This is a genomic window from Burkholderia sp. WP9 (assembly GCF_900104795.1).
GTDB lineage: Bacteria > Pseudomonadota > Gammaproteobacteria > Burkholderiales > Burkholderiaceae > Paraburkholderia.
The window spans coordinates 488,483-502,656 of the sequence record NZ_FNTG01000002.1; the positions used below are offsets into that span (position 1 = coordinate 488,483).

8 protein-coding genes, 2 tRNA genes and 2 rRNA genes are annotated in these 14,174 nt (G+C 59.9%); all 12 read right to left on the minus strand.

Annotation, left to right across the window (positions count from 1 at the left end; all coding sequences use genetic code 11):
• Nucleotides 1-139 precede the first annotated feature (139 nt).
• The 12 genes from BLW71_RS23475 to phnS all read right to left on the minus strand — a co-directional run bounded on the left by BLW71_RS23475 (nt 140) and on the right by phnS (nt 13,977).
• Nucleotides 140-3,018, minus strand: a 23S ribosomal RNA gene (locus BLW71_RS23475).
• A gap of 297 nt (nt 3,019-3,315) precedes the next feature.
• Nucleotides 3,316-3,391, minus strand: a tRNA-Ala gene (locus BLW71_RS23480).
• A gap of 68 nt (nt 3,392-3,459) precedes the next feature.
• Nucleotides 3,460-3,536: transfer RNA gene (locus BLW71_RS23485), tRNA-Ile, on the minus strand.
• A gap of 66 nt (nt 3,537-3,602) precedes the next feature.
• Nucleotides 3,603-5,135: ribosomal RNA gene (locus BLW71_RS23490) — 16S ribosomal RNA — on the minus strand.
• Together the 16S and 23S rRNA genes with 2 tRNA genes alongside form the textbook arrangement of a ribosomal RNA operon.
• A 574-nt stretch (nt 5,136-5,709) precedes the next feature.
• Complete coding sequence (locus BLW71_RS23495; RefSeq protein WP_091802261.1) at nt 5,710-6,270, minus strand: phosphonate degradation HD-domain oxygenase; 561 nt, start codon at nt 6,268-6,270, stop codon at nt 5,710-5,712.
• A 4-nt stretch (nt 6,271-6,274) separates the two neighbouring features.
• On the minus strand, nt 6,275-7,726 hold the full coding sequence (gene phnY / locus BLW71_RS23500; protein WP_091802264.1) for a phosphonoacetaldehyde dehydrogenase: 1,452 nt from the start codon (nt 7,724-7,726) through the stop codon (nt 6,275-6,277).
• The gene (phnA, locus tag BLW71_RS23505; RefSeq protein WP_091802266.1) at nt 7,723-9,009 is read right to left on the minus strand and encodes a phosphonoacetate hydrolase; all 1,287 of its coding nucleotides are present in this window, start codon (nt 9,007-9,009) and stop codon (nt 7,723-7,725) included. The genes phnY and phnA overlap by 4 nt, the downstream gene beginning before the upstream one ends.
• A gap of 56 nt (nt 9,010-9,065) precedes the next feature.
• A complete protein-coding gene (locus tag BLW71_RS23510) occupies nt 9,066-9,800 on the minus strand; it encodes a phosphonate utilization associated transcriptional regulator (RefSeq protein ID WP_091808760.1) in 735 nt (244 codons plus the stop codon).
• A 76-nt stretch (nt 9,801-9,876) separates the two neighbouring features.
• Nucleotides 9,877-10,740 carry a 2-aminoethylphosphonate ABC transport system, membrane component PhnV gene (gene phnV, locus BLW71_RS23515; RefSeq protein ID WP_091802269.1) on the minus strand — a complete coding sequence of 288 codons (864 nt, stop codon included), beginning with the start codon at nt 10,738-10,740 and terminating at the stop codon, nt 9,877-9,879.
• Nucleotides 10,730-11,683 carry a 2-aminoethylphosphonate ABC transporter permease subunit gene (locus BLW71_RS23520; protein WP_091802272.1) on the minus strand — a complete coding sequence of 318 codons (954 nt, stop codon included), beginning with the start codon at nt 11,681-11,683 and terminating at the stop codon, nt 10,730-10,732. Before BLW71_RS23520 ends, phnV begins: the two co-directional genes overlap by 11 nt.
• Nucleotides 11,661-12,761, minus strand: a complete 1,101-nt coding sequence (phnT, locus tag BLW71_RS23525) for a 2-aminoethylphosphonate ABC transport system ATP-binding subunit PhnT (RefSeq protein ID WP_091808763.1) — start codon at nt 12,759-12,761, stop codon at nt 11,661-11,663. Before phnT ends, BLW71_RS23520 begins: the two co-directional genes overlap by 23 nt.
• A gap of 127 nt (nt 12,762-12,888) precedes the next feature.
• Entirely contained in the window at nt 12,889-13,977 is a 1,089-nt protein-coding gene (phnS, locus tag BLW71_RS23530; protein WP_091802275.1) for a 2-aminoethylphosphonate ABC transporter substrate-binding protein, read from the minus strand.
• Nucleotides 13,978-14,174 lie beyond the last annotated feature (197 nt).

Sequence of the window (14,174 nt, forward strand, 5' to 3'; positions counted from 1 at the left end):
TCACCAGGCAAGCTTGGGGTTGTGTTGTTTCTGGCACAACACTGATCACTCAACCGTGTGTGGCGTCCCTGCCCCCTTCGGGGGTGGGATGCTCGTAAGTGCTGAAGCACTAACGATCATCGCAAGACACACCTGTTATAGGATCAAGCCTTACGGGCAATTAGTATCAGTTAGCTTAACGCATTACTGCGCTTCCACACCTGACCTATCAACGTCCTGGTCTTGAACGACCCTTCAAGGGGCTCGAAGCCCCGGGGATATCTCATCTTAAGGCGAGTTTCCCGCTTAGATGCTTTCAGCGGTTATCTCTTCCGAACATAGCTACCCGGCGATGCCACTGGCGTGACAACCGGTACACCAGAGGTTCGTCCACTCCGGTCCTCTCGTACTAGGAGCAGCCCCCTTCAAATATCCAGCGCCCACGGCAGATAGGGACCAAACTGTCTCACGACGTTTTAAACCCAGCTCACGTACCTCTTTAAATGGCGAACAGCCATACCCTTGGGACCGGCTACAGCCCCAGGATGAGATGAGCCGACATCGAGGTGCCAAACACCGCCGTCGATATGAACTCTTGGGCGGTATCAGCCTGTTATCCCCAGAGTACCTTTTATCCGTTGAGCGATGGCCCTTCCATACAGAACCACCGGATCACTATGACCTGCTTTCGCACCTGCTCGACTTGTCGGTCTCGCAGTTAAGCACGCTTATGCCATTGCACTATCAGCACGATTTCCGACCGTACCTAGCGTACCTTCGTACTCCTCCGTTACACTTTGGGAGGAGACCGCCCCAGTCAAACTGCCTACCATGCACTGTCCCCAGTCCGGATAACGGACCAAGGTTAGAACCTCAAACAAACCAGGGTGGTATTTCAAGGTCGGCTCCACGCAGACTGGCGTCCACGCTTCAAAGCCTCCCACCTATCCTACACAGACCGGTTCAAAGTCCAATGCAAAGCTACAGTAAAGGTTCATGGGGTCTTTCCGTCTAGCCGCGGGGAGATTGCATCATCACAAACACTTCAACTTCGCTGAGTCTCGGGAGGAGACAGTGTGGCCATCGTTACGCCATTCGTGCAGGTCGGAACTTACCCGACAAGGAATTTCGCTACCTTAGGACCGTTATAGTTACGGCCGCCGTTTACCGGGACTTCAATCAAGAGCTTGCACCCCATCATTTAATCTTCCGGCACCGGGCAGGCGTCACACCCTATACGTCCACTTTCGTGTTTGCAGAGTGCTGTGTTTTTATTAAACAGTCGCAGCCACCAGTTTATTGCAACCCCTTCACCCTTCTGGCGCAGGCCAGTCAAGCTACAGGGGCGTACCTTATCCCGAAGTTACGGTACCAATTTGCCGAGTTCCTTCTCCCGAGTTCTCTCAAGCGCCTTAGAATACTCATCTCGCCCACCTGTGTCGGTTTGCGGTACGGTCTTGTTAAACTGAAGCTTAGAGGCTTTTCTTGGAACCACTTCCAGTTGCTTCTTCACCGAAGTGAATGGCCTCACACCCTTGAATTCCGCGCCCGGATTTGCCTAAGCGCCTTCTCCAATGCAAGGACCGGGACTTCCAACACCCGGACAACCTTCCGCGATCCGTCCCCCCATCGCATTTAACAATGGTGCAGGAATATTAACCTGCTTCCCATCAGCTACGCATTTCTGCCTCGCCTTAGGGGCCGACTCACCCTACGCCGATGAACGTTGCGTAGGAAACCTTGGGCTTACGGCGAGGGGGCCTTTCACCCCCTTTATCGCTACTCATGTCAGCATTCGCACTTCCGATACCTCCAGCGCACTTTTCAATGCACCTTCGCAGGCTTACGGAACGCTCTCCTACCATGCATATAAATATGCATCCGCAGCTTCGGTATATTGCTTAGCCCCGTTACATCTTCCGCGCAGGACGACTCGATCAGTGAGCTATTACGCTTTCTTTAAAGGATGGCTGCTTCTAAGCCAACCTCCTGACTGTTTTAGCCTTCCCACTTCGTTTCCCACTTAGCAATATTTGGGGACCTTAGCTGGCGGTCTGGGTTGTTTCCCTCTTGACACCGGACGTTAGCACCCGATGTCTGTCTCCCGTGATTGCACTCTTCGGTATTCGGAGTTTGCTATGGCGTAGTAATCCGCAATGGACCCCACAACCATGACAGTGCTCTACCCCCGAAGGTGATACACGAGGCACTACCTAAATAGTTTTCGGAGAGAACCAGCTATTTCCAGGTTTGTTTAGCCTTTCACCCCTATCCACAGCTCATCCCCTAACTTTTCAACGTTAGTGGGTTCGGACCTCCAGTACGTGTTACCGCACCTTCATCCTGGCCATGGATAGATCACCTGGTTTCGGGTCTACACCCAGCGACTGAACGCCCTGTTCGGACTCGCTTTCGCTACGCCTGCCCTAATCGGTTAAGCTTGCCACTGAATGTAAGTCGCTGACCCATTATACAAAAGGTACGCCGTCACCCCTTGCGAGGCTCCGACTGTTTGTATGCATGCGGTTTCAGGATCTATTTCACTCCCCTCCCGGGGTTCTTTTCGCCTTTCCCTCACGGTACTGGTTCACTATCGGTCGATCACGAGTATTTAGCCTTGGAGGATGGTCCCCCCATCTTCAGACAGGATTTCACGTGTCCCGCCCTACTTGTCGTACACCCAGTTCTTCCTCGCTGTTTTCGTCTACAGGGCTATCACCTGCTATGGCGGCACTTTCCAGAGCCTTCGACTAACAATGAAGATAAAGAGTACAGGCTGGTCCCATTTCGCTCGCCACTACTCTGGGAATCTCGGTTGATTTCTTTTCCTGCGGTTACTTAGATGTTTCAGTTCACCGCGTTCGCTTCACGTAGCCTATGTATTCAGCTACGGATGACCCATACGGGCCGGGTTTCCCCATTCGGATATCGGTGGATCAAAGCTCGTTTGCCAGCTCCCCACCGCTTTTCGCAGGCTACCGCGTCCTTCATCGCCTGTGATCGCCAAGGCATCCACCACATGCACTTGTTCGCTTGACCCTATAACGGGTGTGTCTCTCTCGATTCACATGCCGCTACAGGTTGAGTATTCGTGTTGCGCCGTATTCCAAGGCAATCTTTCGATCACCTTTTCATACATTGATACAATCACAACCCTGATTCACCTACTCAACCACCCATCTCTAAGTGATCTTTCGTGAATCTCTTTACTACTTCTTCCTGATTGTTAAAGAACGACAGCCGATATCGCAGTTGCTATAACCGCGTATCACTCTGACTGGCTCAATCGCCAATGCACAACGCTCTGCTTCTCACAGAACGCTACGCATTGAGGATTGGTGGAGGATGACGGGATCGAACCGACGACCCCCTGCTTGCAAAGCAGGTGCTCTCCCAGCTGAGCTAATCCCCCAGTCATGCACAGATAATCTCTACCTGTTGATACCCAGAGGTTATCGATCAGCACACCAGACAAGACTTTGGTGGGTCTGGATGGATTCGAACCATCGACCCCCGCCTTATCAAGACGGTGCTCTAACCGACTGAGCTACAGACCCCTGAGTCTGTCTAAATTTCACAGCCGATAAGCGTGAGCGCTCAACACATTGACGCGTTAGCTCGAGAAAGGAGGTGATCCAGCCGCACCTTCCGATACGGCTACCTTGTTACGACTTCACCCCAGTCATGAATCCTACCGTGGTGACCGTCCTCCTTGCGGTTAGACTAGCCACTTCTGGTAAAACCCACTCCCATGGTGTGACGGGCGGTGTGTACAAGACCCGGGAACGTATTCACCGCGGCATGCTGATCCGCGATTACTAGCGATTCCAGCTTCACGCACTCGAGTTGCAGAGTGCGATCCGGACTACGATCGGTTTTCTGGGATTGGCTCCCCCTCGCGGGTTGGCGACCCTCTGTTCCGACCATTGTATGACGTGTGAAGCCCTACCCATAAGGGCCATGAGGACTTGACGTCATCCCCACCTTCCTCCGGTTTGTCACCGGCAGTCTCCCTAGAGTGCTCTTGCGTAGCAACTAGGGACAAGGGTTGCGCTCGTTGCGGGACTTAACCCAACATCTCACGACACGAGCTGACGACAGCCATGCAGCACCTGTGTTATGGCTCCCTTTCGGGCACCCCGACCTCTCAGCCAGGTTCCATACATGTCAAGGGTAGGTAAGGTTTTTCGCGTTGCATCGAATTAATCCACATCATCCACCGCTTGTGCGGGTCCCCGTCAATTCCTTTGAGTTTTAATCTTGCGACCGTACTCCCCAGGCGGTCAACTTCACGCGTTAGCTACGTTACTAAGGAAATGAATCCCCAACAACTAGTTGACATCGTTTAGGGCGTGGACTACCAGGGTATCTAATCCTGTTTGCTCCCCACGCTTTCGTGCATGAGCGTCAGTATTGGCCCAGGGGGCTGCCTTCGCCATCGGTATTCCTCCACATCTCTACGCATTTCACTGCTACACGTGGAATTCTACCCCCCTCTGCCATACTCTAGCCCGCCAGTCACAAATGCAGTTCCCAGGTTAAGCCCGGGGATTTCACATCTGTCTTAGCGGACCGCCTGCGCACGCTTTACGCCCAGTAATTCCGATTAACGCTTGCACCCTACGTATTACCGCGGCTGCTGGCACGTAGTTAGCCGGTGCTTATTCTTCCGGTACCGTCATCCCCCACGGGTATTAACCACGAGGTTTTCTTTCCGGACAAAAGTGCTTTACAACCCGAAGGCCTTCTTCACACACGCGGCATTGCTGGATCAGGCTTTCGCCCATTGTCCAAAATTCCCCACTGCTGCCTCCCGTAGGAGTCTGGGCCGTGTCTCAGTCCCAGTGTGGCTGGTCGTCCTCTCAGACCAGCTACAGATCGTCGCCTTGGTAGGCCTTTACCCCACCAACTAGCTAATCTGCCATCGGCCGCCCCTGTAGCGCGAGGTCCCGAAGGATCCCCCGCTTTCATCCACAGATCGTATGCGGTATTAATCCGGCTTTCGCCGGGCTATCCCCCACTACAGGACACGTTCCGATGTATTACTCACCCGTTCGCCACTCGCCACCAGGGTTGCCCCCGTGCTGCCGTTCGACTTGCATGTGTAAGGCATGCCGCCAGCGTTCAATCTGAGCCAGGATCAAACTCTTCAGTTCAAACCTGTTACTGTTTTTCGGTTCCGTTAGGAACCGGTCGCTCACTCAACGTACTGACGAATGATCCAACCATCTTGCGACAGTCAAACCTTCCTTTCATTACTGTGTGAGACTTGATACTTTTGCTTGCCGGCAGATCCCGAAAGATCCACCTCGCATCGCGCATCAAGCGCCCACACTTATCGGCTGTTAATTTTTAAAGATCGAGTCCGCATCCACTACCGAACCAGCACCGTACTTCCAGCTACCCGGCACCGCTTCGTTCTGCGTCGCTGCATCAGCAGCAGAGAAACGAGATTATGAAGAACTTTCACTACGTCGTCAACAGGTTTTTCTAACTTTCCCAACCCGCCCACTTCGCTGAAAGCCTTGCCACTACTGGCTCTCCCGCCCCCGCGCTCCGTTGTCCGAAGCACGAAAGAGCGAGATTCTAGCGAGCCGCCCAGCGCCTTGCAAGCGTTATTTTGATATGCATGGATTGCGCCAGAAACGATGCGGAAACGACGAACGAATCAGAAGACGAGGAAGCGCGCGTAGGGCCGAAGCCGCCTCAATCAAACCACCCTCAAGCAGTTCAAACAGCCGCGTGTTTAAGCATCGCTCGCTCGACAACGCCCAGATAGTGCGCGAGATCCGGGGTCGCGCGGTTCTCTTCCTTGGCGAGATCGTCCCATCTGCGCAGGCGCAACGCGTCTTCCGCGTGAGGCTTCTGCAGAAACGCCTCCGCCTCCTCCTTGCTGAAGATGCCGCCCTGCAATTCCAGGCTTCGCACGGAATCGGCGGAAAGCTGGCCGAAATAGGTATTGTCGATGGCGCACAGGCAGCGCTTGGCGTCGACGTGCAGCCGAATCGGCTCCAACACCGCCTCCGACAACACCGGCCGCAGGAACGGCAGCGCGAAATACTGGTGCAGATCGTCGATGCCCCGCTCCGTCGGCGTCTCACCCTGCAGATTGAGCAGGTGGCCGAGGTCGTGTAGAAACGCCGCGGCGACCAGTTCCTCGTCAGCGCCAGCCTCTTCCGCCAACAAGCCGCTCTGCAAGGCATGTTCGAGTTGCGTCACCGGCTCGCCGCTATAAGCCAGATTGCCGTACTGTTCAAACAGGGAACGGATGTCCTTCACACTCAATGCCACGCTATCACTCCCACGGTAATGAAAAGGTCTTTAGATTGGTGAAGCTCTTCATGGCTTCCTGAACACCTTCCTTATAGCCAAGCCCGGAGTCCTTGATGCCGCCGAACGGCGTCAGCTCGATCCGGTAGCCGGGCACTTCCCACACGTTGACCGTCCCCACGCGCAATTCGTTGATGAACCGCGTGATCGCATCCTGCCGGTTCGTGCACACGCCTGACGACAACCCGAACGGCGTGCCGTTGCTGATGCGGATGGCGTCGTCGAGCGTGTCGAAGGTGATGATCGGCGACACCGGTCCGAAGGTTTCCTCGCGCACCAGCGTCATGGAAGGGTCGACGCGGTCCAGCACCGTCGGCGCGTACAGCGCGCCGTTGCGCTGGTTGCCACTCAGCAGACGCGCCCCGCTCGCCACCGCCTCGTTCACGCGGGTCTCGAAGAGCTGCGCCGCGGCGACGTCGATCACGGTGCCCATCTGGTTCGACCCATCGAACGGATCGCCGAAAGACCAGGCCCGCGTCTTCTCGACGACCAGATCGGTGAAGTCCGCAGCCACGCTCTTTTGAACCAGCATCCGCTTGACCGCAGTGCACCGCTGCCCGGAGTTCTTGTACGAGCCCTGCACGGCAAGCGTCGCCGCGCGGTCGAGATCGGCGTCTTCGAGCACGATCAGCGGATCGTTGCCGCCCAACTCCAGCACTACGCGCCGGTATGCCGCCTTGCCCGCGATGTATTTGCCGATCGCCACACCGCCCGTGAACGTGACGAGCTCCGCCAACGGATGCGTGATCAATTCATCGGCGATTTCGCGCGGGTCGCCGGTCAGCACCTGCAGCATCGGCGCGGGCAAACCAGCTTCGTATAGAACGTCGGCGAGATAGAGCGCCGACAGCGGCACCTTTTCCGACGGTTTCAGCACCACCCGATTATTGGTCGCGATGGCCGGCGCGATCTTGTGCGCAACCTGGTTCATCGGATGGTTGAACGGGGTAATCGCGACGATCACGCCCGCCAGCGGCTCGCGCTGTGAGAACACGCGCCGCTTCTTGCCATGCGGCGTCAGATCGCAGGAAAAGCTCTGCCCATCGTCACGCAACGCTTCGATCGAGGCGAACTTGAACACATCGGCCACGCGGCCGATCTCGTAACGCGAGTCCTGCTTCGACAAACCGGATTCGAGCGAAATCAGATCCGATGCCTCTTCGGTGCGCTCACGCATGAGCGCCGCCGCGCGTTCGAGAATCTGCGAGCGTTCGTAACGCGTGAGCTGAGCCTGATAGGCTGCCGCATATTCGAACGCAGCGCGCACGTCGTCGACGCTCGCCAACGGGACCGTACCCACGCGTGTTCCCGTATAAGGATCGAACACGTCGAGCGTGCGCGAGCGCGTCACGCGTTCGCCTTTGAGCCGCAGCGCTTCCGCCCGAAAAGCCGGATGGTCCCGCAGCGTGGCGTTCATGGTGCCGACACGCGATTCAGGGCGATGTCGAAGATATCGAAGTTACGCAGTCGCTTGGCGCCATTGCCGGCACTGCTGGACGGCAACGCTTCGACACGCCGGTTGAACAGCAGCGGCACTTCCTGCTCGGAGATACCGCCGTGCGAGCGCAACGGCACGGTCAGGCCCGACAGGTCGTGCTCATCGCGCCGCGTGCCGAGCACGACATGCTTCGTGCTGACCACGACGATATCGCCGACGCGGTCATTCGGCAGTTCGAAGCGCTCGCACGCGGCGCGGTTGTCGAGCACGGTTTCGATCCCTTGCATGCCGCCGATCCGTTCGATCACCTGCGCGACGCTGACATCGCGCGGAAGATAAATCGTTGCGAACGAGCCGAGCGCGCCGTGATGCACCACGTACGGATCCGTGATCGGCAAAATCACACGCGCGCGGCCGGCGCCGAGCCACTCGTCCAGCACGTCTTGCAGATAGATCACATTCGGCTCGCCGGTCTGCGGATCGTACTTCGCGTTCATGCCATGGTCGGCGGTCAGGCCGATCACCCAGCCGAGCGCGTCGAGCTTTGCAAGGTAGCCGTCCATCATCGCGTAGAACGCGTTCGCGCCCTCGGTGCCGGGCGCGAACTTGTGCTGGATGTAATCAGTCGTCGACAGATACATCAGGTCGAGCTTGCGCGTTTGCGCGAGCCGCACGCCGGCGGCGAACACGAACTCGGACAACCCCGCGCTGTACACGTCGGGTACCGGCAAGCCGACCAGATCAAGGACTTCGTCGATGCCGTTTTCTTCCAGCGTGACCTTGTCGGCTTTTTCCGCCGAGAAGCAGATGCCCTTCAACTGCCAGCCGAGCAGCCGGCGCAGTTTGTCTTTCGCGGTGACCACGGCCACCGCGGCGCCGGCTTCGGCGGCAGCGGCCAGCAACGTGCCGGCGCGCAAATACGCGGGATCGTTCATCATCACTTCCGCGCCCTCGCCGCCGTTCGCGTCCGGATCCCAGAAGTAATTGCCGCAGATGCCGTGCACCGAAGGCGGCACGCCGCACACGATCGAGAGATTGTTCGGGTTGGTGAACGACGGGATCACGCAGTCGCCCTTGAACGCGCCGCCGCCTTTGAGCATCTTGCCGATGAACGGCGCGACGCCCGCCGCGACCGCGGCTTCGAGATAGTCGAACTCGCAACCGTCGACGCACACCACGACCGTCGGTTGCGAAGGTAGCCGGTAGCGGCGGCCGTTGACTTCGATCGTGCGTTCGTTCGTGCCTGTGCTCGTATTTGCCATCGTTGCCTTCCATGCGTGCAGGGCACGCGTGTTGTAGTCAGTCCGTTGCCCGTCTTTTATTCGTTCGATGCCGGCGGCATCCTCACCACGCCCAACGTTCCTTCCGGTTCGCATGCGGCATGAGCGCGCTGCAAGCCGCCGTTCACGTGCGCATGCATCAACGCCGCGGCCTGCTCGGGCTCGCGCGACGCCAGCGCCGTCAGGATCGCGCGATGCTCGGCCAGCGAGCGCTCCATCGCATCGGCATGCACGACCAGCGCGGCACGCCGAAACAGACTCAACTCGCACACCAGCCTTCGATACGTCTCATACAGCTTCAGATTGCCCGACGCCGCTACCAGCGCATCGTGAAACGCCACATTCGCGCGCGCGTACGCATCGTGATCCTGGGCGTCGAGCGCCGCGCGCATGGCGTCGAGCCAATCGCGCAACACCGCGAGCTTGCGCGCATCGATACTCACCGCCAGCATCCGGCACGCCGCCTCTTCCAGCACCGCGCGCACCGCGTAAATCTCGTCGGCTTCCGCCAGCGACACCGTCCGCACGAACACGCCGCGGTTCTTCTCCGTACGGACGAGGCCGGCCTGCTCCAGCGCGCGAAACGCCTCGCGCACCGGACCGCGCGACACCTGCAGCCGCGTCGCCCAGTCGGCTTCGTTGAGCTTGTCGCCGGGCGCGAGCGCCCCCTCGATGATGTGCCGTTCGATTTCGTCGCGAACCAGCGTGGTCAGCGAATGCCTGCGCACAACCTCGATCGGATCGACAGAAGCAGTTTGCATATATTCGGTCATTTTGACAATTTTTGCCACATCGATAAGTGCGGGCCCGCCGTCGAGGTGCGCCTGCTGACGCATCAGAAGTTGCCCGTCAGTCCGCCCGACGGCGCGGAACACGCGCCGCGATCAACAACAGCGCAGCCAGCGAGACCAGCAGAAGAATCAGCGACAGCGCGGAGGCCGGCAGGTAATAGCCGCGCTCCACCTGCCCGACGACCACGATCGGCACCGTCGCGAAGCCCGGCGGGTATACGGTGAGCGTGGCGCCGAGTTCGCCGAGCGAGAGTGCGAAACCCAGCGCGAGACTCGCGCGGATCGCCGGCACCAGTTGCGGCAGCACGACCCGGCGCAACACCATCGAAGGCGGCGCACCGAGGCTTGCCGCCGCTTCGCGCAGAATCGTCAGCTCCGGGCGCAACGCGGCGGCGGCGCAGCGGTAGCAGAACGGCAGCACTAGCGCGAGCTGCACGAACACGACGATCGCCGCGGAGCTCGACAGATCGAACGGACGCTTGTGATACGCGATCAGAACCGCGAGCCCGAGCACCACGCTCGGTACGCCGTTGGGCATCATCGCAATAGTGTCGACGAAGGCGCCGAGGCCGCGGCGGTCTCGTCCTTCGAGCGCGAGCGCGAGCCACAGGCCGAGAATCGTGCCGAGCACCGCGACGCCCATGCCGATTTCGAGGCTGGTGGTGAGCGCGTCGAAATCGCTCGAACCGAGACGCTCGAACCAGCGCATGCTGAAGCCATCGGGCAGGATCGTGCCGGACCAGTGCGCCGCCACGCTCGATAGCGCGACGACCAGCACGGGCAACACGAACAGCCAGAAGCACAGCAACGCGGCAAAGCCGAGAAACAGGCCGCCGAGCATGCGCACCACCAGGCTGCGACGCACCGGCCGGGCTTTCTTGTGCATGACCGGCAAAACGGTCGGGTCGAGTTCAACGGCCATGGCCCGCTCCTTTCACCTTGCGACGGTTGACCTGGCGGTACAACGCGTACAGCGACAAAGACATGATCAGCATCACGACCGCGCCGGCGGCGGCGGTCGGCAGATCGAGATCGACCGTGGCGGAGCTGTAGATCGCCACCGGCAGCGTGATCAGATGCGCGCTGCCGAGCACGAGCAGAATGCCGAACTCGTTGAGCGTGAGCAGAAAGCACAGGATCGTGCCCGCGGCGATGCCCGGCCATGCGAGCGGCAGGATCACCTTGAACGCAACCATCCAGCCGTTCGCGCCGAGGCTGCGGGCGGCTTCGATCAGACGCATGTCGAGCGTGGCGAACGAAGCCAGCGTGGGACGCACCACGAACGGCGCGTAGAACACGACTTCCGCGAGAATCACGCCGCCTACGCCGAACAGGAAATCGAGCGGCGGCGCCTGCAGATGAAAGAGCCGCTGCAAGCCGATGCTGACGGAACCTTGCGAGCCGTACAGAAAGATCAACGTGAACGCGACCAGAAACGACGGGAACGCGACGAACAGTTCGAGAAAACGCGTGATCATCCGCGCGCCGGGGAACGGCTTGAAGAACAGGATCGACGCCAGCGCGACGCCGAGGAGCGACGCGAGCCCGGCACTGGCGAACAGGATCCACAACGTCGTGCCGATCACGCCGCTCGTTTCCGGATTGCCGAAAAAGGCCGAATACGCATGCACGCTCAAGCCATGCGGGCCGGTCAGACTGAGCAGCACCAGACGCACGAGCGGATAGATGACCAACGGCCCGAGCACGACCACGGCGATGAACAGCAAATGCCATTGCGCGACGCGTTCGCGGCGCTTCACCGCGGCGCTATGCGAGGCGGCGCTGGCGCTGCGGCGCGCGGCGGCGGCGTCGGCGGCGGCCGTGCCGAGCGGGTTGGGCGTATCAGGGGTTGATAAGGACGACATCGTCAGCCTCGTAACGCAGGGAAACACGCGCGCCCTTCTCCGGCATCATGCCGTGGCCGCGCTGCATGGTGACGAGCACCGGCTCGTTGGGCATGGCGTCCAGTGCAACGGATATCGACAACACCGCGCCGTACCATTCGACCGAGGCGATCGTGCCGTGCAAGTGCCCTTCGCCGAGCGGCACGATACGCAACGCCTCGGGACGCAGACAGGCCACGCGCTCGCGCTCGTTATAGCGCGCGTCGCTCATGCTGAACGCGATCTGCGGCGGCAGCAGATTGGCCGCGCCCAGATAACGCGCGACGAACCCGTCGGCCGGCGTGTCGTACAACTGTTGCGGCGTGCCGAGTTGCGCGATGCGGCCTTCGCGCATCAGCAGCGTGCGGTCGGACAGCACCAGCGCGTCGTCCTGATCGTGCGTCACGCAGACGATCGTCAGATTCGGCAGCCGCTCATGCAGCGCCTTGAGTTCGGAACGCACCGACGCGCGCAGGTTGGCGTCGAGTGCGGAAAGCGGTTCGTCGAGCAACAGTACGTCGGGTTCGATCACCAGCGCGCGCGCGAGCGCCACGCGCTGCTGCATGCCGCCCGACAGCTGCGCGGGCATCACGTGACCGGCGTCGCCGAGTTGCACCAGCTTCAGCGCATCGGCGACTCGCCGGGCCACGTCTTTGGCCGGCGTGCGGCGCGCACGCAAGCCGAAGGCGACGTTCTCGAATACCGACAAATGGGGAAACAGCGCATAGCTCTGAAACAGCAGGCCGAGATTGCGCTTGTGCGGCGGCACGTGCGTGAGGTCGTGACCGGCCACGGTCAGCGTGCCGGACAGACCGTCTGCTTCGATAAACCCGGCGATGAAACGCAACAAGGTAGTCTTGCCGCAACCGCTGCGGCCGAGCACGGTGAGCAATTCGCCGCGCTGGATGGTCAGCGACAGATCGTCGAGTACCGTGCGCGAACCGAAGCGCACCGTCAGATGGTCGATCTGCACGCCGCCCGGCGTGTTCGAACGCGCGGCGTCGAGCGCGTCCTGTGAGGCGCCGAGCGCGCCTGGGTGAGCAAGACTGGCCGTATTCACCGGGTTCATCCTCCAACTGGATTAATGCTGATGCAGCGCCCGGGAGCGAGTCCCGAAAGCGCCGCCTGACTCTGTGACGTCACCCGGTTAAGTCCCGAGTGAGGTCGATTGCGTGACGAACGACGGCTTACTTCGGCTTGACCACTTCGATCTGCTTGCCCGACGAACCGATCACTTCATTCTTCCAGCGTGCGGTCCAGTCGGCCTTCTTCGCCATCACCTGAGTCCAGTCCACCGGAATCAGCTTCACGCCGGCGATCGCCTGCTTGACGGTTTCGCCGTTCTTGCCTGCCAGCGGCACGTCGGTACGGCCCGGAATACCGAAGATGTCCGGCACCTTCGCCTGCACTTCCGTCGACATCAGGTAGTCGATCAGCTTCTTGCCTTCCGCCTGGTTCGGACCGTTCTTGATCAGGCCGATTGCGTACGGCAGCTGGAACGTGGTCGGCTGGCCGCCTTCGTGTGCGAGGAAAATCGGCTTGAGCGACAGGCCGCCGTTGGCCGCGTCGTCGAGATCCATTTGCAGGTCGCCGTTGGCAACCGCGATTTCGTTACGCGAGAGCAGCACGTCGAGATAGCCCGTGCCCTTGGTGTGGAACTTGGCGCTGTTTTCGAGCTTCTTCAGATAGTCGAACGCCTTGTCTTCGCCCATCAGCGACGACGTCAGGATGATCACCGCCATACCGTCGCCCGCCGTGGCCGGGTTCGAGTACGCAACCTTGCCGCTGAAGTCCGGGTGCAGCAGGTCGGCGAAGGTCTTCGGCGCCGTCTTGGTGACTTCCGGGTTGATCGCGAACGAGAAGTAGTTGTTCACGAAAGTCGCCCACGCGCCGTTCGACGCCTTGGCGATCGCCGGCACGTTCTTGTAGTTGGCGCTCTGGTAAGCCTGCAGCAGGCCGCTCTGGTCGGCTTGCTGGATGAACGGCGGCAGCGTGACGAGCACGTCCGCCTTCGGCTGATCTTTTTCGATGGTGGCGCGGTTCACCACTTCGCCGCTACCCGCCGTGACGATGTTGACCTTCACGCCTTCCTTCTTTTCGAAGGCCGGCAGCACGTCCTTGTAGAGGTTCTCGAGGCCGTCGGCGGTGTAGAGCACCACGGCGTCGGCCGCGTGCGCCTGCATGGCCGTGGCGCCGAAGGCTGCAGCGGCGATCAGCGCCGGCAACAGTTTGCGTGCGAGGCCGGCCGTAGCGTGAAGGGAATTCGTCTTTGTCATGTCGCTTTCTCCGAAAGGCAAAAAACCAGACGGTCGGGATATCCCGATACCTGTTGTGATTGAACGGCGGTAGCGCCGCGCCGCTTGCGTGTTGCCCGCATCAAGCCGTGTGCGGATCATGCGGATTGCAGATTGCCAACAACTTTGCTGCTTCTTGTACCCTCTTTTCCTGCCCGACTTACAGCCCGCCTACGACG